The 20,381-nt window shown below is 72.6% G+C and carries 13 protein-coding genes, 1 tRNA gene and 1 pseudogene; 14 read left to right on the forward strand and 1 reads right to left on the reverse strand.

What is annotated here, in order from left to right; all coding sequences use genetic code 11:
- Positions 1 to 156 precede the first annotated feature (156 nt).
- Both QPK52_RS16450 and QPK52_RS16455 read left to right on the forward strand, forming a co-directional pair.
- Entirely contained in the window at positions 157 to 663 is a 507-nt protein-coding gene (locus QPK52_RS16450) for a YwqJ-related putative deaminase (RefSeq protein ID WP_410538257.1), read from the forward strand.
- Complete coding sequence (locus QPK52_RS16455) at positions 660 to 1,172, forward strand: SUKH-3 domain-containing protein (RefSeq protein ID WP_410538258.1); 513 nt, start codon at positions 660 to 662, stop codon at positions 1,170 to 1,172. The genes QPK52_RS16450 and QPK52_RS16455 overlap by 4 nt, the downstream gene beginning before the upstream one ends.
- Here QPK52_RS16455 and QPK52_RS16460 read toward each other — a convergent pair.
- A complete protein-coding gene (locus QPK52_RS16460; protein WP_410538259.1) occupies positions 1,153 to 2,511 on the reverse strand; it encodes a sensor histidine kinase in 1,359 nt (452 codons plus the stop codon). The genes QPK52_RS16455 and QPK52_RS16460 overlap by 20 nt on opposite strands.
- A gap of 179 nt (positions 2,512 to 2,690) precedes the next feature.
- Here QPK52_RS16460 and QPK52_RS16465 point away from each other — a divergent pair.
- From QPK52_RS16465 to QPK52_RS16520, 12 genes and pseudogenes are all read left to right on the forward strand, one after another.
- Positions 2,691 to 2,872, forward strand: a pseudogene (locus QPK52_RS16465) (hypothetical protein); the annotation flags it as partial.
- 7 nt (positions 2,873 to 2,879) lie between these two features.
- Positions 2,880 to 2,951 (forward strand) — tRNA-Gln (locus tag QPK52_RS16470).
- Between the two features lie 417 nt (positions 2,952 to 3,368).
- Positions 3,369 to 4,157, forward strand: a complete 789-nt coding sequence (locus QPK52_RS16475) for an ABC transporter ATP-binding protein (protein ID WP_410538260.1) — start codon at positions 3,369 to 3,371, stop codon at positions 4,155 to 4,157.
- Positions 4,154 to 6,730 (forward strand): ABC transporter permease, encoded by a 2,577-nt coding sequence (locus tag QPK52_RS16480; protein WP_410538261.1) that lies wholly within the window; start codon positions 4,154 to 4,156, stop codon positions 6,728 to 6,730. The genes QPK52_RS16475 and QPK52_RS16480 overlap by 4 nt, the downstream gene beginning before the upstream one ends.
- Positions 6,731 to 7,020: 290 nt before the next feature.
- Positions 7,021 to 10,587, forward strand: coding sequence for a transcription-repair coupling factor (mfd, locus tag QPK52_RS16485; RefSeq protein ID WP_410538262.1), 3,567 nt, complete (start codon positions 7,021 to 7,023; stop codon positions 10,585 to 10,587).
- Between the two features lie 117 nt (positions 10,588 to 10,704).
- The gene (locus QPK52_RS16490; RefSeq protein WP_410538263.1) at positions 10,705 to 11,688 is read left to right on the forward strand and encodes an aldo/keto reductase; all 984 of its coding nucleotides are present in this window, start codon (positions 10,705 to 10,707) and stop codon (positions 11,686 to 11,688) included.
- Positions 11,689 to 11,897: 209 nt separating this feature from the next.
- Entirely contained in the window at positions 11,898 to 13,235 is a 1,338-nt protein-coding gene (locus QPK52_RS16495) for an acetyl-CoA carboxylase biotin carboxylase subunit family protein (protein WP_410538264.1), read from the forward strand.
- A 29-nt stretch (positions 13,236 to 13,264) separates the two neighbouring features.
- Positions 13,265 to 15,292 carry a CocE/NonD family hydrolase gene (locus QPK52_RS16500; protein ID WP_410538265.1) on the forward strand — a complete coding sequence of 676 codons (2,028 nt, stop codon included), beginning with the start codon at positions 13,265 to 13,267 and terminating at the stop codon, positions 15,290 to 15,292.
- A 181-nt stretch (positions 15,293 to 15,473) separates the two neighbouring features.
- A complete protein-coding gene (locus tag QPK52_RS16505; protein ID WP_410538266.1) occupies positions 15,474 to 16,154 on the forward strand; it encodes a hypothetical protein in 681 nt (226 codons plus the stop codon).
- Positions 16,151 to 17,512, forward strand: coding sequence for a serine/threonine-protein kinase (locus QPK52_RS16510; protein WP_410538267.1), 1,362 nt, complete (start codon positions 16,151 to 16,153; stop codon positions 17,510 to 17,512). Before QPK52_RS16505 ends, QPK52_RS16510 begins: the two co-directional genes overlap by 4 nt.
- Positions 17,513 to 17,771: 259 nt before the next feature.
- Positions 17,772 to 18,755, forward strand: coding sequence for a glycosyltransferase family 2 protein (locus QPK52_RS16515; protein WP_410538268.1), 984 nt, complete (start codon positions 17,772 to 17,774; stop codon positions 18,753 to 18,755).
- 1 nt (position 18,756) lies between these two features.
- Complete coding sequence (locus QPK52_RS16520) at positions 18,757 to 20,247, forward strand: polysialyltransferase family glycosyltransferase (RefSeq protein ID WP_410538269.1); 1,491 nt, start codon at positions 18,757 to 18,759, stop codon at positions 20,245 to 20,247.
- Positions 20,248 to 20,381 lie beyond the last annotated feature (134 nt).

A 20,381-nucleotide genomic window follows, 5' to 3' on the forward strand; every position in this document is an offset into this window, starting at 1 on the left:
ACGCCACCCCGGCACGGCACACTCGCACCACGGCCCCACCGGGCCGGGACACGCCCCACGACATGCCCCGAAACCGACCCCGCTTTCCCAAAAGCCCGGGCGTTTGGCACTCTGAACCAACGCCATCGGGGGGATGCGCGGGGAGGAAACCCAACCATGCACGCCACACAACACAACACCGCCGAACACCCCGGAGACCCCCGCATCGGCTGGGGCGCACCCGACGACACCACCCCCGTCCCGCGCCACCGCCGCGACGGCATCATGCCCACCGTCGCCGCAGCCCTCTCCGTACGCGGCCGGACCCTCACCTGCACCGCCGGCAAGGCCGACGACCCCCCGGCCCTCCACCCCCTCGTCCAGGACTACCTCGACACCCTCACCACCCCGCAACGCGAACGCCACACCGGACGCTGCCCCGAAGCCGTCCTCATCTCCCGCCACCTCACCACCACCGAAGCCACCCGCGGCAAACGCGCCAGCCGCAAGCCCCTCAGCACCGGCGAAGCCCGCAAAGCCCTCAAGGGCGCCAAGATCACCACCCGCCGCATCCGCGAGGACGGCGACCCCGCGCACGGCACCTACGCACCCCCCTGCCGATCCTGCACAGCCCTCCTCGCACACTTCGGCGTACGCCCCGTCGACCCCGCAGGAGAACGGTGAACACCCCCATCCCGCACCCCCGCGACACCACCACCCGCTTCCCCGTCCCCGTCGACGCCGCCCTCCGCAACGCCGGCTGGACACCCGGACGCCACCACATCGCACAAGCCGAGATCTGGGCCGACACCCTCCGGGCACACCGCTCACCCACCGGACACCAGCACGCCGTCTTCCCCGCCGCCGTCGAAGCCTGGGCCGAATTCGGCGGACTCCACATCGTGGGCACCGAACCCGGCCGCCACATCGCCCCCACCGCCGTCCGCATCGACCCCCTGTACGGCCTCCACTGGCCCCGCACCCTCAACGACCTCGGACGCGCACTCGACACCGCCATCGCACCCCTCGGCGAAGAGGACAACGGCAACGCCCTGCTCGCCATCGACGAACAAGGCCGCGTCTACAGCATCGACCACACCGGCGACTGGTACCTCGGCCCCACCTTCGACGCCGCCCTCACCACCCTCGTCACCGGCACCAACCCCAAACGCCTCACCCGTGATCCGGAATGACCGCCGACACGCGGAAACCCCCCGCCTCCGTCGGCCCCGACACGAACCCCCCACCCAGCGCCGCCACCCGCTCACGCATCCCCACCAGGCCGTTGCCCCCACTGGGCAGCCCCGCCCCCCGCACACCCTCCGCCGGCGCCTCGTTCTCCACCAGCACCGCCACCTCACCCGCGCGACGCGCCAGCCGCACCCGCGTACGCGCACCGGCGGCATGCTTGTGCACGTTCGTCAACGCCTCCTGAACCACCCGGTACGCCGTCTGCTCCACCCGCCGCGCATACGAACGCACCTCCCCCTCCACCGACAGCTCCACCGGCATCCCCGCCGCCCGCGACTGCCCCACCAGCGCGTCCAGCTCACGCAGACACGGCCCACCGGACTCCTCCGAGCCCCCCGCCGGACCCGCCGGACCCCGCACCACGGCCGCCGCGGCCACCTCCGCGACCTCCGCCACCCGGGCCAGCGGACGCTCCGACTCCGCAGACCCCGCGGACTTCCCCTCATGCGCCCGCAGCACACCCAGCATCGTCCGCAACTCCGTCAGCGCCTGCCGCCCCATGTCCCCGATCAACGCCGCGTTCCGCGACGCCTTCTCCGGGTCCTTCCGCGCCACCGCCTGCAGCGCCGCCGCATGCACCACCATCAGACTCACCCGGTGCGCCACCACATCGTGCATCTCCCGCGCGATCCGCGTCCGCTCCTCGTTGCGCGCCCACTCCGCACGCTCCTCCGCACGATCCGCCAGCAGCGACAACTCGCGCTCCAGACCGTCCGCGCGCTCCCGCAGGCTCTCCACCAGCCGCCGCCGCGCCCCCGCGTACAACCCCAGCAGCACCGGCGGCGCCGTCACCCCCAGCGACATCAGCACCGACACCAGGGGGACGAACCACGCCGGCGGGTCATAGCCGTAGTCGTCCCGTCCCACGTTCCGCTGGAGCTCCATGGCCGAGACGACCAACGTCCCCAGCCCCTGCATACCGGCCAGCAGACCGATGATCCGCCGCGGCACCTCCGACGCCGCCAGCGTGTACAGCCCCACCGTCCCCAGCAGGAAGCCCATCTGCGCCGGCGTGACCGCGATCGCCACCAGCACCACCGCGATCGGCCACCGGCGCCGCAGCACCAGAGCCAACCCCGCCAGCGCACCCAGCGCCACCGACAACCCCACCGGAACGCCCGCGTCACGCGCGAACGGAACCCCCTGCGCCGCACACTCCGCACCCGACGCCAGTGCGAGCCCCACGTCCAGCACCGCACTCCGACGCCGTGTCCACCACAACGGCCCCCGAGGCGCATCACCCTGGTCACGGGCTCCGACGCTTTCCCCCGTCTCGGTCATACCGCCCAGCCTACGACCGCCCGCCAGCGGTTTTCGGGGCGGCTCCGCCCGCGGAAAACCGTGTGCGTGCCGGTATGCGCGGTGATGAAAAAGCCACTTTTCACCCGAACCGCTGAATCATCCGGATTTCCGAACCGTGCACGCCTTTACGGGGCCAGGCCGGCGTCACGGTTCGAGCCAGGACGACGTTGAAGAAACACAGCCCGAAGACTTCCCGCAAGAACGCGGGAGGGGAGCACCGGGGTGTCTGGCCGTTCGCGTCCGGCGCGGTGCCGGCCTTTACCGTCGCATCGAGGGCTGGTGGTACGGCATAGTGGTGGAGGCCAGTCGGCGGTCCGAGCGAGCGTCCGGTTTGGCCTGAGTTGCCATCCCCTGTGGTGTAATCGGCAGCACAGTGGTTTTTGGTGCCACTTGTCCAGGTTCGAGTCCTGGCGGGGGAGCTCAAAGCCCGAGCGAAGGGCCCCGACCCACCGGTCGGGGCCCTTCGCCGTATACGCGAGCGGCCCGTCGGCCCCGCGCCGGGTTGAGGTTGACGTAGGGGTAAAGGGCATCGTCGGGGCCGGTTCCCCTAGGGGGTGGCACCCCCTTCCTCCTACCCGCGGTTCGTCCCCTGGCAGGACGAGGGCGGGCGGATCGCTCCCTAGGCTGCTTGATGCAGGGGGTGCCGCACCGGTGGGGGTGGTGCTGGCCCCCGTACGGATACGGCACCGCGCACCATCGCGGCGCCCGCCCGTGCGCGGCAGGCTCTTCGCGTAATCCAGACCCAGATCCAGTCAGTTCAGTGCCGGCCGGCGCCGAGGGCTTCGGGGAGGCCCCGGCCCGGCGCGGTCGATGGCAGTCGATATAGGAGACATACCGTGACAACGGCTGTAGTGAATCCCAGGACCGGGGGCAGTGGAGGAAGTACGGCCGTTGCCGCGCGGGCGCGGCAGGTCGTCAAGGCGTACGGCGCCGGCGAGACGCGGGTGGTGGCGCTGGACCGGGTGGACGTGGACATCGCGCGGGGGGCGTTCACCGCGATCATGGGCCCGTCGGGCTCGGGCAAGTCGACGCTGATGCACTGCCTGGCGGGGCTGGACTCGGTGTCGTCGGGGCAGGTGTGGATCGGCGAGACCGAGATCACGGGCCTGAAGGAGAAGAAGCTCACCCGGCTGCGCCGGGACAAGATCGGTTTCATCTTCCAGGCGTTCAACCTGCTGCCCACCCTGACGGCGCTGGAGAACATCACGCTGCCCATGGACATCGCGGGCCGCAGGCCCGAGCGGGAGTGGCTGGACCGCGTGGTGGAGACGGTCGGCCTGTCGGGCCGGCTGAGGCACCGCCCCAACCAGCTCTCCGGCGGCCAGCAGCAGCGCGTGGCCGTCGCCCGCGCCCTGGCCGCCCGGCCGGAGATCATCTTCGGTGACGAGCCGACCGGCAACCTCGACTCGCGTGCGGGCGCGGAGGTGCTCGGCTTCCTGCGGCGTTCGGTGGACGAGCTGGGTCAGACGATCGTGATGGTGACGCACGACCCGGTGGCGGCGGGGTACGCGGATCGGGTGCTGTATCTGGCGGACGGGCGCATCGTGGACGAGATGCTGCGGCCGACGGCGGAGGCTGTGCTGGACCGGATGAAGGCGTTCGACACGTTCGGGCGGGTGTCATGACCGTTCTGAGGACTTCGCTGCGCAATTTCGTGGCGCACAAGGGCCGGATGCTGCTGAGCGGTGTCGCGGTGGTGCTGTCGGTGGCGTTCGTGTGCGGGACGCTGGTGTTCACGGACACGATGAACACGACGTTCGACCGGCTGTTCTCGCAGACGGCGGCGGACGTGACGGTCTCGGCGAAGGACGCGGAGAGCGACGGGCAGCCGGGTACGGGGCGGCCTGTGACGGTGCCGGGTTCGCTGCTGGAGGAGCTTGAGGGGGTCGAGGGGGTCTCCTCGGTCTCGGGCGGTGCGTACAGCACGAGTGTGACGGTGGTGAACGCCGACAACGAGAACATGGGGTCGTCGACGGGTGCGCCGACGATCGCGAGCAACTGGACCGAGATCGACGAGAAGTCGATGGAGGTCACCGAGGGCCGGCTGCCGCGTGGCGCGGGTGAGGTGATGGTTGACGCGGACACGGCCAAGAAGCACGGTCTGGAGCCGGGGGAGGAGCTGCGCACGATCTCGGCGCTGGGTGACTTCCGGGCGGAGATCGTGGGTGTGGCGGCGTTCAGGTCGACGAATCCGGGCGCGACGGTGGTGTACTTCGACACCGACACGGTGCAGGAGAGGCTGCTGGGGGACTCGGACGCCTACACGGACGTGTATGTGATGGCGGCCGGGGATGTGAGCGACGAGGAGCTGAAGGAGCGTGTCGTCGCGGCGCTGGGTTCGGGGGAGTACGAGGTCCGGACCCAGGAGGAGTACGCGGCGGAGGGCAAGGACGAGATCGGGTCCTTCCTCGATGTGATCAAGTACGCGCTGCTGGGTTTCGCGGGGATCGCGCTGCTGGTGGGTGTGTTCCTGATCGTGAACACGTTCTCGATGCTGGTGGCGCAGCGGACGCGTGAGATCGGCCTGATGCGGGCGATCGGTTCGAGCCGTCGGCAGGTGAACCGTTCGGTGCTGGTGGAGGCCGTGCTGCTGGGCGTGCTGGGCTCGGTGGTGGGCGTGGCCGCCGGTGTGGGCCTGGCCGTGGGGCTGATGGAGCTCATGGGCCTGGTGGGCATGAACCTGAGCACGGACGATCTGACGCTGCGGTGGGTCACGCCGGTGGTCGGTGTGGTGCTGGGTGTCGTGGTGACGGTGCTGGCGGCGTACCTTCCGGCGCGGCGCGCGGGCCGGGTGTCGCCGATGGCGGCGTTGCGGGACGACGGTCTGCCGGCGGCGGGGAGCCGGGTGGGCCGGGTCCGTTCGGGTGTGGGCCTGGTGCTGACGCTGGCCGGTGCGGGTGCGCTGGTGGTGGCGGCGGGGTCGGACGACGCGGCGGGCGGGTCGCTGTTCCTGGCCGCGGGCGTGGTGCTGACGCTGGTGGGTTTCGTGCTGGTCGGTCCGCTGCTGGCGGGCGGTGTGGTGCGGGTGCTGGGCGCGGTGGTGCTGCGGGTGTTCGGCCCGGTGGGGCGGATGGCGGAGCGGAACGCGCTGCGCAATCCGCGTCGTACGGGGGCGACGGGTGCGGCGCTGATGATCGGGCTGGCGCTGGTGGCGTCGTTGTCGGTGGTGGGCGCGTCGCTGGTGGCGTCGGCCGGCGACGAGCTGGACCGGTCGGTGGGCGCGGATTTCATCCTGCAGTCGAGCGCGGGGCAGCCGGTGGTGCCCGAGGCCGTGGAGCGGGTGCGCGGTACGGAGGGTGTGGAGCATGTCACCGAGTACCGGTGGCTGGAGGCGCGGCTGACGGGTCCGGACGGCGAGACGGTGAAGGAGTCGGTGACGGCTGCTTCCGCGACGTATGCCGAGGATCTGCGGGTGGAGACGGTGGCGGGTGAGCTGCCGGCGGCGTACGAGCGGGATTCGATGTCGGTGCCGGAGGACTTCGCGAAGGCGCACGGTGTGGAGGTCGGCGACCGGGTCGAGGTGGATTTCGCGGCCGGTGGTACGGCGGAGCTGACGGTGCGGGCGATCACGGCGGCGGACACGAGTGTGGACCGGGGCGCGATGTACCTGAGCACGGCGACGGCCGAGCGGTATGTGCCCGAGGACCGGATGCCGCTGAACATGATGCTGTTCGCGAAGGCGGAGGAGGGGCAGGAGGACGCGGCGTACGCGGCTCTGAAGAAGGAGCTGGAGCCGTTCCCGCAGTACGAGGTCCGTAACCAGGCGGACTACAAGGAGCTGCTGGAGGACCAGGTGGGGCAGTTGCTCAACATGGTCTACGGGCTGCTGGCGCTGGCGATCGTGGTGGCGGTGCTGGGTGTGGTGAACACGTTGGCGCTGTCGGTGGTGGAGCGGACGCGTGAGATCGGTCTGATGCGGGCGATCGGGCTGTCGCGGCGGCAGTTGCGGCGGATGATCCGGCTGGAGTCGGTGGTGATCGCGTTGTTCGGTGCGCTGCTGGGTCTGGGCCTGGGCCTGGGCTGGGGTGTGGCGGCGCAGCGGCTGCTGGCGCTGGAGGGGCTGAAGGTGCTCCAGGTGCCGTGGCCGACGATCGCGGGGGTGTTCGTGGGGGCCGCCGTGGTGGGTCTGGTGGCGGCTTTGGTGCCGGCGTTCCGGGCGGGCCGGATGAATGTGCTGAACGCGATCGCCACGGAGTAGCGGGCGGGCCCGGCGGGGCTCGTGGGGTCTGTGCTGCGGCCCGGTCGCGGTGGGTGCGGTGTGCGCCTGCCGGGGCCGGGCCGCGGTGCTGTGCGGGTGGCGGACCGGCGGTGGGCGGGTGGCCGACGGGCGGTGGACGGGTGGCGGACGGGTGGCGGAGGGGCGACGCGGGGGGCGCCGGCCGTCGTAGGCTGGGACCCCCGGCCCGCTCGGCGTGTCGGGTTGTTCGTGTTGTCCGGGGCGCCGGTGTGCGTGCCCTTGTTGTCCAGCCTCTGGGATGGAACGTCTCGATGAGTCTCACCGGTCTTCTTGATGCGGTCGTGGTGGATCCGGCGCTGGCGGAGGCGGTACGGGCCGCTGCCGACGGCCGTCGGCGCGAGGTGGATCTGGTGGGTCCGCCGGCTGCGCGGCCGTTCGCGGTGGCGGCGCTGGCGCGGTCGTCGGGGCGGCCGGTGCTGGCGGTGACGGCGACGGGGCGTGAGGCGGAGGACCTGGCGTCGGCGCTGCGGTCGCTGATGCCGCCCGGCCGGGAGGACGCGGTGGTGGAGTACCCGGCTTGGGAGACGCTGCCGCACGAGCGGCTCTCGCCCCGGTCGGACACGGTGGGACGCCGGCTGGCGGTGCTGCGCAGGCTGGCGCATCCGAGTGCGGACGATCCGGCGGCGGGGCCGGTGAGTGTGGTGGTGGCTCCGGTGCGGTCGGTGCTGCAGCCGCAGGTGAAGGGTCTGGGGGATCTGGAGCCGGTGGGCCTGCGCGCGGGGCAGCAGGTGGAACTGGACGCGGTGGTGGACGCGCTGGGGGCGGCGGCGTACACGCGGGTGGAGCTGGTGGAGAAGCGGGGGGAGTTCGCGGTCCGGGGCGGGATCCTGGACGTGTTCCCGCCGACGGAGGAACATCCGCTGCGGGTGGAGTTCTGGGGGGACGAGGTCGAGGAGATCCGTTACTTCAAGGTGGCCGACCAGCGGTCGCTGGAGGTGGCGGAGCACGGGTTGTGGGCGCCGCCGTGCCGCGAGCTGCTGCTGACGGAGCAGGTGCGGGCGCGGGCGGCGGAGCTGGCGCGGGCGCATCCGGAGCTGGGCGAGCTGCTGGGGAGGATCGCCGAGGGCATCGCGGTGGAGGGGATGGAGTCCCTGGCGCCGGTGCTGGTGGACGACATGGAGCTGCTGCTGGACGTGCTGCCGTCGGGGAGCATGGTGGTGGTGTGCGATCCGGAGCGGGTGCGTACGCGGGCGGCGGATCTGGTGGCGACCAGCCAGGAGTTCCTGCAGGCGTCGTGGGCGGCCTCCGCGGGCGGGGGAGAGGCGCCGATCGATGTGGGCGCGGCGTCGCTGTGGGGGATCGCGGACGTCCGGGAGCGGGCGCGTGAGCTGGGGATGCCGTGGTGGTCGGTGAGCCCGTTCGCCATGGGTTCGGCGGACGCGGCGGACGCGGGGCCGGGGGCCGACTCGCTGACGCTGGGGATGCGGGCTCCGGAGAGTTACCGGGGGGACACGGCGCGGGCGCTGGCGGACACCAAGGGGTGGCTGGCGGACGGCTGGCGGTGCGTGTTCCTGACGGAGGGGCACGGTCCGGCGGCGCGCACGGTGGAGGTGCTGGGGAGCGAGGGGATCGCGGCGCGGCTGGAGCCGGAGCTGGGGGAGATCTCCCCGTCGGTGGTGCACGTGTCGTGCGGGACGCTGGAGAACGGGTTCGTCGACCCGGGTCTGAGGCTGGCGGTGCTGACGGAGACGGATCTGTCGGGCCAGAAGTCGGCGAGCCGGGATCTGGGGCGGATGCCGGCGCGGCGGCGCAAGACGATCGATCCGCTGACCTTGCAGCCGGGTGACTACATCGTGCACGAGCAGCACGGTGTGGGCCGGTACGTGGAGATGGTGCAGCGCACGGTGCAGGGGGCGACGCGCGAGTACCTGCTGGTGGAGTACGCGCCGGCGAAGCGGGGGCAGCCGGGGGACCGGCTGTTCGTGCCGACGGACCAGCTGGAGCTGATCACCAAGTACGTGGGCGGTGAGCAGCCGTCGCTGCACCGGCTGGGGGGCGCGGACTGGACGAAGACGAAGGCGCGGGCGAAGAAGGCGGTCAAGGAGATCGCCGCGGACCTGATCAGGCTGTACTCGGCGCGGATGGCCGCTCCCGGGCACGCCTTCGGCGCGGACACCCCGTGGCAGCGGGAGCTGGAGGACGCGTTCCCGTACATGGAGACGCCCGATCAGCTGACGACGATCGCCGAGGTGAAGGAGGACATGGAGAAGTCGGTTCCGATGGACCGGCTGATCTGCGGCGACGTCGGTTACGGCAAGACGGAGATCGCGGTGCGGGCGGCGTTCAAGGCTGTGCAGGACGGCAAGCAGGTGGCCGTGCTGGTGCCGACGACTCTGCTGGTGCAGCAGCACTTCGGGACGTTCTCGGAGCGGTACGCGCAGTTCCCGGTGAAGGTGCGGGCGCTGTCGCGGTTCCAGTCGGACGCGGAGGCGAAGGCGGTTCTGGAGGGGCTGCGGGACGGTTCGGTGGACGTGGTGATCGGCACGCACCGGCTGTTCTCGTCGGAGACGAGGTTCAAGGACCTGGGCCTGGTGATCGTCGACGAGGAGCAGCGTTTCGGTGTGGAGCACAAGGAGCAGCTGAAGAAGCTGCGGGCGAACGTGGACGTGCTGACGATGTCGGCCACGCCGATCCCGCGGACGCTGGAGATGGCGGTCACCGGCATCCGGGAGATGTCGACGATCACCACGCCACCGGAGGAGCGGCATCCGGTGCTGACGTTCGTCGGCCCGTACGAGGAGCGGCAGATCGGTGCGGCGATCCGGCGTGAGCTGCTGCGCGAGGGCCAGGTGTTCTACATCCACAACCGGGTGGAGTCGATCGACCGGGCGGCGGCGCGGCTGCGGCAGATCGTTCCCGAGGCGCGGATCGCCACGGCGCACGGGCAGATGTCGGAGACGGCCCTGGAGCGGGTGGTGGTGGACTTCTGGGAGAAGAAGTTCGACGTGCTGGTCTCCACGACGATCGTGGAGTCGGGCATCGACATCTCCAACGCCAACACGCTGATCGTGGAGCGGGGCGACATGTTCGGCCTGTCCCAGCTGCACCAGTTGCGCGGCCGGGTGGGGCGCGGCCGGGAGCGGGGGTACGCGTACTTCCTGTATCCGCCGGAGAAGCCGCTGACGGAGACGGCGCACGAGCGGCTGGCGACGATCGCGCAGCACACGGAGATGGGCGCGGGCATGTACGTGGCGATGAAGGACCTGGAGATCCGCGGGGCGGGCAATCTGCTGGGCGGGGAGCAGTCGGGTCATATCGCGGGGGTCGGTTTCGACCTGTACGTGCGGATGGTGGGGGAGGCGGTGGCCGACTACCGGGCGGCGCTGGAGTCCGGCGGCTCCGGGGGCGTGGCGGAGGAGGCGCCGCTGGAGGTGCGGATCGAGCTTCCGGTGGACGCGCACGTGCCCCACGACTACGCGCCGGGGGAGCGGTTGCGGCTGCAGGCGTACCGGGCGATCGCGTCGGCGAACTCGGAGGAGGACATCGCCGCGGTGCGCGAGGAGCTGACCGACCGCTACGGTCCGCTGCCGGAACCGGTGGAGAACCTGCTGCTGGTGGCGGGGCTGCGGATGCTGGCGCGTTCCTTCGGGGTCGCCGACATCACGCTGCAGGGTTCGAACGTGCGGTTCGCGCCGGTGGAGCTGCGGGAGTCGCAGGAGCTGCGGCTGAAGCGGCTGTATCCGCGGTCGGTGGTGAAGGCGGCGGCCGGGCAGGTGCTGGTGCCGCGTCCGACGACGGCGCGGATCGGTGGGAAGCCGGTGGTGGGGCGCGAACTGCTGGCGTGGACCGGGGAGTTCCTGACCACGGTGCTGGGCTGATGCGAGGGCCGCTCCGGGAGCCGATCCGGAAGCCGGTCCTGGGAGCGTTCCCGTAGTCGGTGACCTGCGAGGACCGGCCCGGTTCGCCGGGCCGGCCGGAACGTAGGATCGGGTGCCATGGAGCAGCGAGTACTGGGCAGGACGGGCCGCGAGGTGTCCGTCGTGGGACTGGGCACCTGGCAGCTGGGTGCCGACTGGGGGCAGGTGCGCGAGGAGGACGCGCTGGCGGTGCTGGACGCCGCGGTGGAGTCCGGGGTGACGTTCCTCGACACCGCCGACGTGTACGGGGACGGCCGCAGCGAGCGGCTGATCGGCCGCTTCCTGGCGGAGCGGCCGGGCGCGGACGTGTTCGTGGCGACGAAGATGGGACGCCGGGTGGAGCAGCTGCCCGGCAACTACAACCTGGCCAACTTCCGGGCCTGGACGGACCGGTCCCGCACGAACCTGGGCGTGGAGACCCTGGACCTGGTCCAGCTGCACTGCCCGCCGTCCGAGGTGTACTCCTCCGACGAGGTGTTCGACGCGCTGGACACCCTGGTGGCGGAGAAGCGGATCGCGGCGTACGCGGTGAGCGTGGAGACGTGCGCGCAGGCGCTGGAGGCGATCGCGCGGCCGGGCACGGCGAGCGTGCAGATCATCTTGAACCCGTTCCGGCTCAAGCCGCTGGAGGAGGTCCTTCCGGCGGCGGCCGAGGCGGGGGTGGGCATCATCGCGCGGGTGCCGCTGGCGTCGGGCCTGCTGTCGGGCCGCTACACCCGCGAGACGGTGTTCTCGCCGGACGACCACCGCAGCTTCAACCGGCACGGCGAGGCGTTCGACCAGGGCGAGACGTTCTCGGGTGTGGATTACGAGACGGGCCTGGCGGCGGCGGCGGAGTTCGCCGAGCTGGCGCCGGAGGGGGTGACGCCGGCGCAGGCGGCGCTGCGGTGGGTGATCCAGCAGCCGGGGGTGACCTCGGTGATCCCCGGTGCGCGCAGTGTCGGGCAGGCGCGGGCGAACGCCGCGGCGGCGCAGCTGCCGCCGCTGCCTCAGCGGACGCTGGAGGCGATCGCGGCCCTGTACGACCGCAGGATCCGCGCGCAGGTGCACCACCGCTGGTAGGGGTGCCCGCGCGGCAGGCGGGCGGCGGGGCCGGTCGAAGTGGATGGCGACCGGCCCCGCCGTCTTCTCCCCTCCTTCTTCACGCCATCGGCACCTTCCCTCCCTTTCCGCGCCTTGTGTGCCCGGTTGCCCCGTATGGGGGAATGTCCGCCGCCGCCCTCGGGTAGCCGGAAGGACTCGTGAGGAACCGGCACGAGGGAGTCATCCAAGTGAGTCAGGCGAACGTCTTCGTCATCGGACTGGACGAGGAGAACATCAGGACGCTGCGCGCGGTGCCGCACGCGGTGGAGTACCGCTTCCACCCCCTGCTGAGCGTCGAGGAACTCCAGCACGGCGAGATCCCGGTGGCCGAGCTGCTGGAGAAGGCGCAGAAGCAGCTGGACGCGTTCGACGGCGGCATCGACGCCATCGTCGGCTACTGGGACTTCCCCGTCAGCACGCTGGTGCCGATCCTGGCCGAGCGCTACGGGACGCGCGCCACCAGCCTGGAGTCGGTGGTCAAGTGCGAGCACAAGTACTGGAGCCGGCTGGAGCAGCAGAAGGTCATCGACGAGCACCCGCGTTTCGCGCTGGTGGACCTGGAGGGCGAGCCCCGCCCGCCCGAGGGGCTGCGCTTCCCGATGTGGCTGAAACCGGTGAAGTCCTACTCCTCGGAGCTGGCCTTCGGGGTGAAGGACGAGGAGGAGTTCGCGGCGGCGGTGGCCGAGATCCGCGAGGGCATCACCCGCATCGGCCGGCCCTTCGAGTTCGTGATGCGGCGCCTCCAGCTGCCGCCGGAGGTGGCCGAGGCCGGCGGGCAGGCCTGCCTGGCCGAGGAGTCGCTCAAGGGCGTCCAGGCCGCCGTGGAGGGCTATGTGTACGACGGCGAGGTGACCGTCTACGGCGTGCTGGACTCGATCAACTACCCCGACACCCCCTGCTTCCTGCGCCACCAGTACCCCGCATCGCTGCCCGAGCCGGTGCAGCTGCGGCTGCGGGACGTCTCCCGGCGGGTGATCGAGCAGATCGGCATGGACTGGGCCACCTTCAGCATCGAGTACTTCTACGACGCGGCCACCGGCGGGATCAGCCTGCTGGAGATCAACCCGCGCCACTCGCAGTCCCACGCCGAGCTGTTCGAGTACGTCGACGGCGTACCCAACCACCACGCCATGCTCAGCCTGGCGATGGGGCGCGACCCCGGCCTGCCCTACCGCGAGGGCCCCTACGAGGTGGCGGCCAAGTGGTACCACCGCCAGTTCGCCGACGGGCTGGTGACGCGCGTGCCGACGGCCGAGGAGATCGAGCGCGTGGAGCGCGAGGTGCCCGGCGTGCGGGTCACCGTCAAGCCGCGGGAGGGGCAGCGGCTGTCGGACATGCCCGGCCAGGACAGCTACAGCTTCGAGCTGGCGCACATCTTCGTCGGTGCCGACAGCGAGGAGGAGATGCGGGCGAAGTACGACCGCTGCCTGGCGATGCTGCCGTTCGAGTTCGCCGAGGAGAGCGACCGGGAGAGCGGCCGGGGCGGCGACCGGGAGAACGACCGCGAGTCCGAGCAGGCCGCCTGAGCCGGGCGGGGAGAGGAGGTGGTCCGGCCGTGCGCCATGTGACCAGCCTGCCGTACGCGATCAGGGAAGAGGAGCACGTGTGGATCCCGGTCTCCGACGGGACCCGTCTGGCGGCCCGGATCTGGCGCCCGGTCTCCTCCGACGGGGAGCCGGTGCCCGCGGTGCTGGAGTACATCCCGTACCGCAGGCGCGATCTGACCTCGGTGCGCGACTCCGTCCACCACCCCTACATCGCGGGCCACGGCTACGCCTGCGTGCGGGTGGACATCCGCGGCACCGGCGAGTCCGAGGGGGTGCTGCGCGACGAGTACCTGGAGGTGGAGCAGACCGACGCCGAGGACGTGCTGGCCTGGCTCGCCGAGCAGCCCTGGTGCGACGGCCGCACCGGGATGATGGGCATCTCCTGGGGCGCCTTCGCCGCCCTCCAGGTCGCCGCCCGCCGCCCGCCGAGCCTGGGGGCGATCGTCATCTCCTCCTTCACCGACGACCGGTACGCCGACGACATGCACTACATGGGCGGCTGCCTGCTGTCGGACAACCTGGCCGAGGCGGGCACGATGTTCGCCTACGGCACCTGCCCGCCGGATCCGGCGCTGGTGGGCGAGCGGTGGCGCGGGATGTGGCTGGAGCGGCTGGAGAACACCCGGCCGTGGGCACTGGAGTGGCTGCGCCACCAGCGGCGCGACGACTACTGGCGGCACGCCTCGGTCTGCGAGGACTACTCGGCTGTGAACGTGCCGGTGCTGGCCTCCAGCGGCTGGGCGGACGGCTACTCCAACGCCGTCACACGCCTGCTGGAGAACCTGGACGTGCCCCGCAAGGGCCTGATCGGGCCGTGGTCGCACAAGTACCCCCACCTGGGGCAGCCCGGCCCGGCCATCGGCTACCTCCAGGAGGTGGTGCGCTGGTGGGACCACTGGCTCAAGGGCGCCGACAACGGGGTGATGGACGGGCCGATGCTGCACGCCTGGATGCAGGAGAGCGTGCCGCCGTCGACGTCGTACGAGGAGCGGCCCGGCCGCTGGGTCGGCGAGCCGTCCTGGCCGTCGCCGCACATCACCCCCACCGAGCTTCCGCTGGGCGCGCACCGCCTCCACCGGCCGGGGGAGAAGCCGCAGGAGACGGAGCTGACGGTGCAGTCGCCGCTGTCGGTGGGCCAGTTCGCCGGGAAGTGGGCCTCCTACAACGCGCCGCCGGACCTCCCCTACGACCAGCGCGAGGAGGACGGCGGTTCGATGGTCTTCGACACCGAGCCGCTGGCCGAGCGGGTGGAGATCCTGGGCGCGCCAAGCGTGGAGCTGGAGCTGTCGGTGAGCGAGCCGGTGGCGATGGTCGCCGCCCGCCTGTCCGACGTGGCCCCCGACGGCCGTGCCACCCGCGTCACCTACGGGCTGCTCAACCTCACCCGCCTGGACGGCCACGAGGCGGAGCCCGAGCCGCTTCGGCCCGGCCGCCGCTACCGGGCGACGGTGCAGCTCAACGGTGTGGCGCAGGTCTTCCCGCCGGGCCACCGCATCCGGCTGTCGCTGTCGACCTCGTACTGGCCGCTGGCCTGGCCGCCGCCGCGCCCGGCGCTGCTGAGCGTGTACGCGCCCGGCAGCTCCCTGAGGCTGCCGGTGCGCCCGGTCGCGGAGTCCGACGAGGTGGCCGGGGAGCCGTTCGGCGAGCCCGAGGGCGCCGAGCCGATCCGCACCCGCCAGATCGAGCCGCCCGAGCAGCGCTGGGAGGTCTCCCGGAACCTGGTGGACTACGGGTCGGCGCTGGAGATCGTCAAGGACGGCGGGACGGTCCACTTCGAGGACATCGACCTGGACGTGCACCGCCGTGCCTACGAGCGCTACGACTCGGTGGCCGACGACTTCACCTCGGTCCGCGGCGAGTCGGAGTGGACGATGGAGTTCTCGCGCGGCGACTGGAACGTGCGGACGGTGACCCGCACGGTGCTGAGCTGCACCGAGGAGGAGTTCGTGGTCGACGCCACCCTCGACGGGTACGAGGGGGAGCGCCGGGTGTTCTCCCGCACCTGGAACGAGACGCTGCCCCGCGACCACGTCTGAACGGCTCCCCCTCCTCCGGGCCGGGGCTCCTCCCGGGCCGGAGGCCGGCCGCGGCGCCGCCGCGGCCGGGGTGCGGCCGGGCATCGGAACGGTATCGGCCCCGCGAACACCGGACCGCACCGTCCGCAGCGGTGTATACCCTTCGCACCGAACGACGTCGCAACAGGGAGTCTGAGCGCTGATGTACGGCCCGGCCGCCACCCCGCCCCCAGCCCCGTCCCGCCGCGGGCCGGGATTCGGGGGCATCGCGCTGCGACTGTTCTTCGCGTCGTTCCCGGTGTGGTCGGTGGGGCTGCTGGCCTGGGTCCCGTCGCTGCGCTTCGCGGTCATCCGCAGGAGACCGCTGGACTGGGCCGTCTTCGCGGTGAGCGTGGTGCTGACCGTCGTCTACGTGGTGCTGCTGGTCAACGTCCCCGCGAGCGAGCCGGGCGAGGAGGGCATGGCCCAGTTCTGGGCGGGCCTGTACATAGTCCTGCTCATCGGCGGCTCCGTGGCCCACGCCGTCCTCGGCGACCGCTTCCTGCGCGACCCCGCACCGTACCGGGCGGCCGCACCCCTGCCGGGCGGCCCCCGCACCCCCCACCACCCCGCCCCGCCAACACCCGGGTTCCCCGGGCTCGCCGACGCGCCCACCGCCTACGGCCACCCCCGGCCCGGCCCGGCCGTCCCGCCGCCCGCCCGGCCCCCGGCGTACGGCCACCCCCAGCCCCGGCAGTCCCCGCCCGTACAGCCGCCGCAGTCGCCGCGCATGCGCCAGGTCGCCTCCGAACTGGACGAACTCGGCGAGCTGCTGCGCAAGCGCGACGGACACCGCGGGCACGGGGACCGGCAGGACGGCGGCGACGGGCGGCACGGCCGGTGAACGGACGCCTGATCTCCGGCCGTTACGAGCTGACCGAGCCGCTGGGCCGGGGCGCCATGGGGCAGGTCTGGGGCGGCCACGACCTCGGTCTGGGCGGCCGCCGGATCGCCGTGAAGCTGATGCACTCCGGGCAGGTCGCCTCCCTGTCCGGCGGTACGGACCCCGAGGAGCTTCGCGAGCGCTTCGAGCGCGAGTGCCGCGTCACCGCCCAGATCGACCACCCCGGCCTGGTCTCCGTCCACGACGCGGGCCGGGACGGCGACGAGCTGTACCTGGTGATGCAGCGGCTGGAGGGCAGCGACCTGCGCGACCACCTCGCCGAGCGGGAGCCCTACCCGCCGCAGTGGGCCGTGGCCGTCGTCGCCCAGATGTGCTCGGCCCTGGCGGCGGTGCACGCCGTCGGCATCGTCCACCGCGACCTCAAGCCCGGCAACGTCATCGTGCGGCCCGACGGCCGGGTGGTCATCCTCGACCTCGGCATCGCGGCCGTGCGGTCGGCCGGGGACACCACCCGGCTGACCCGCACCGGCTCCCTCATCGGCACCCCCGTCTACATGGCGCCCGAGCAGGCCATGGGCGGCAGCCCCGTCGGCCCCCGCGCCGACCTGTACGCGCTGGGTGTGCTGCTGTACGAACTCCTCACCGGTCAGGTCCCCTTCGACGCCCCGGAACCGACCGGGCTGCTGTACAAGAAGCTCCACCACACGCCCCCGCGGGTGCGCGAGCTGCGCCCGGAGGCGCCCGCCGAGCTGGACGCGCTGGTGTGGCGGCTGCTGGACAAGGAGCCCGCGGGGCGGCCCGAGGACGCCCACGAGGTGTACGCCGCCCTCGCGCCGCTGCTGCCCCGGCCCGGGCAGGGCGGCCCCGCCCTGCCGCTGGACCCCACCCGCCCGTTCCGCGAGCCCATGGCCCCCTGGCCGCCGCGCGGCCGGGCGCCGGGTGCGGCCACGGGTCCGGGCCCGGTGCCCACGGTGGTCGTGCAGTCCTCCGCGTTCCCGCCCGGCCGCGGTGCCGGGTCCCCGCCCGGCTTCGGTCCGCCCCCGCCGCCGGCCGATCTGAGCACCACCCTGGAGGAGGTCCGCACCCTGCTCTCCTCCGGCCACTACACGCGCGTCGCCGATCTCCTCGGCCACGCCCTCCCGGCCGCCGTCGCCGAGCACGGGGCGCACTCGCCCGTCGTCCGCACCCTGCGCAAGCAGTACGCGGCGGTGCTGCTGGACACCGGCCAGTACGCGCGGGCGCTGCCGGAGATCAGCCGGCTCGCCCAGGAGTACACCGCCGAACGCGGCCCGCACGACCCGGTGGTGGTCCAGCTTCGCCAGGACGAGGCGCTGTGCCTGGAGCGGCTCGGCCACTGACCGGCCGCTGACCTCGCTGACCGGGCACCGGCCGGGAGCCTGCCGGAACCGTCCCGGCGGCCCTCCCGCGGCCCTCCTGACGGCGCGTCGGACTGCTCTTCGGAAGGCCATCCACCGAGCGTACGTTCAGAGTTCACCCGGGCGTCCCCTCGGCGGCATCCGGCGTGACCGGCGTGTGGCTACCCTCGGCCTGCGGGGCCGGCAGCCGTGGACGGTGGGGGTCCGGCCCGCCGCCCTGTCCGCAGCGTCTGGAAACCACGTGCCGAAGCTCTCAGTGATCGTCCCCTTCCACAACGTCCAGGAGTACGCGCAGGACACCCTGCGCAGCCTCGCGGCCAACGCGCGGCCGGGGACGGAGTTCATCCTGGTCGACGACTGCTCCACGGACGCCACCGCGGAGATCCTCGACCGGGCCGTGACCGGTCTGCCGCGCGCCCGGCTGGTGCGGCACGAGGAGAACCGGGGGATCGCCCAGGCCCGCAACACCGGCATCGAGGCCGCCGAGGGCGAGTATCTGACCTTCCTCGACGGCGACGACTGGTACGCGCCCGGGTACCTGCGCGATCTGCTCCACGCCGTCGAGGAGCTGGACTGCGACTTCGTGCGCACCGACCACGTGCAGTCCACCGGCCGCGACCGGGTCGTCAAGCGGGCCCCGGCGCGGCGGCGGGACGCGGTGCTGAGCACGCGGGACGCCATCGCGCCGGCCGAGATGGAGACGATGGTGGACTACCCCTTCGTCTGGGCCGGGATCTACCGCCGCGGCCTGTTCGAGACCGGCGGCGACGGCCTGGGCATGCGCTTCACCACCCATCTGCGCACCGCCGAGGACCGCGTCTTCATGTGGCAGCTCCATCTGCGGGCGAAGACGTTCGCGACGGTCGGACTGCTCGGCGTCTTCTACCGGCGCGGGGTCACCACCTCGCTGACCCAGATCCGCGACGCCCGGCAACTGGACTTCATACCGGCCCACGACCTGATCCTGGCCGAGGTCGCCGCCGACCGCGAGGCCGATCGCTTCCTGCCCAAGATCGTGCGGACCTACTGCGCCATGATCGCCTTCCACGCGGCGAACGCCCAACGCTACGAGCCCGCGGCCGCGCGGCGGCTGAAGCACGAGTCGGCGGCGGCGCTGCGCCGGATGCCGGGCGAGGTGCTGGAGCGGACCCTGACGTCGATGGACCACGAGCGCGCCAGGACGCTGCGGCGGCTGCTGGGCGGCACGGCACGGAAGGCGGCCTGACATGGCTGGCACCACGGGGACCACAGGCACCACGGGAGCCATGGGGACCACCGGCACCACCGGCACCACCGGCATCGGGGACACCTCCGGGGGCGGCGCGCGCACCCGCGTCCAGGTCTTCGAGGTCTCCACCCTCTACGGCGCCGCCACGCTCGCCGCCGCCCTGGACGCGGGCCTGTTCGGGCCGCGGCACCGGACGCTGCGCGTCCTGCTGGTCTCCAACAACGCCGAGGTGCCCGAGACCGCCTCCCGGCTGGACGGCATGCGCGGCTGGCACCGGCTGACCGCCCGCTTCGACCGGGTGGTCGACTGGAACGACGCCATCCGCCCCCACCACCCCAGCACCTGGAGCCCGGCGGGCAACGACTGCCCGCTGTGGGAGCGGATGTTCCGCGCGAGCTGGGACCTGGGCGACGGGCCGATGGACCTCGTCGTGGAGTCCGTGCACGTCAGCCCGGCGAAGGCGCTGGCCGCGATCTTCGCGAGCGCCTCCGTCCACGTCTACGCCGACGGCCTGATGAGCTACGGCCCCACTCGCGAGAAGCTGCCGCAGACCCTGGCCTGCCGCATCCAGCGGCTGCTCCACCTCGATCTGGTGCCCGGCCTGACACCGCTGCTGCTGACCGAGTACGGGGTGCCGTCCGAGCTGGTGCCGAACGAGGTCTTCCGCTCCGTCCTGGACGAACTCGACGACGCCGCCGGGGACGACGGCCTGGACGCCGAACTCGACCCGGACGGCGAGGGCCTGCCCACCGCCGTACTGCTGGGCCAGTACCTGGCGGCGCTGGGCATCCTCACCGTGGACGAGGAGGAGGCGCTGCACGAGCGGATGCTGCGCGGCGCGGCCGCGGCCGGGCACCGCGCGGTCCTCTTCAAGCCCCACCCGACCGCGCCCGCCCGCTACTCCAGGGTGCTGGACAAGGCGGCCGCGGACACCGGCGTACGGCTGGTGGTGCCCGAGCGGCCGATGCTGGCCGAGACCGTCTTCCGGCGGTGCCGCCCGAAGCTGGTCGTGGGCTGCTTCTCCACCGCGCTGCTCACCGCCTCCGCCCTGTACGGCGTGCCCGTGGCCCGGGTGGGCACCGGGCCGCTGCTGGACCGGCTGACGCCGTACCAGAACAGCAACCGCGTCCCGCTGACCCTCGTCGACGCCCTCGTGCCCGACCTGGAGGGCGCGGGGGAGGGGCCGCGCGGCGAGGTGGTCACCGAGTCCGGGGAGGCGGTGCGGCGGGTCGAGCCGCTGGTGCGGGCCGTCGGGTACTGCATGCAGGCCGAGCGCTACCCCGCCCTGCGCGCCGAGGCCGAGGCGTGGCTGACCGCCCATCTGGACGACACCACGGCCCGCTACTTCAAGCGGCGCCGCCTGACCGCGCTCGGCCTGCCCGGCGGGCTCACACCCGGTCTGGTGCGCCGCCTGCCGGGCAGCGACCACGCGCTGCGCGCCGCGCGCCGGGTCAAGCGGGCGGCGGCCGCCCGCACCCGCGGGAAGTGAGCGGGCCCGGCACCCGGAGCACCCGGGCCGGGCCCGAACCGCACCCGAACAGGACCGTGGACCACGCGCTGTGAGCCGGCACGGGGCTGGGCCGGAACCCCGCCGGGGTTCCGGCCCAGCCCCGTGGACCCGTG

Origin of the sequence: Streptomyces sp. KL2 (genome assembly GCF_046529545.1) — a bacterium.
Lineage (GTDB): Bacteria > Actinomycetota > Actinomycetes > Streptomycetales > Streptomycetaceae > Streptomyces > Streptomyces radiopugnans.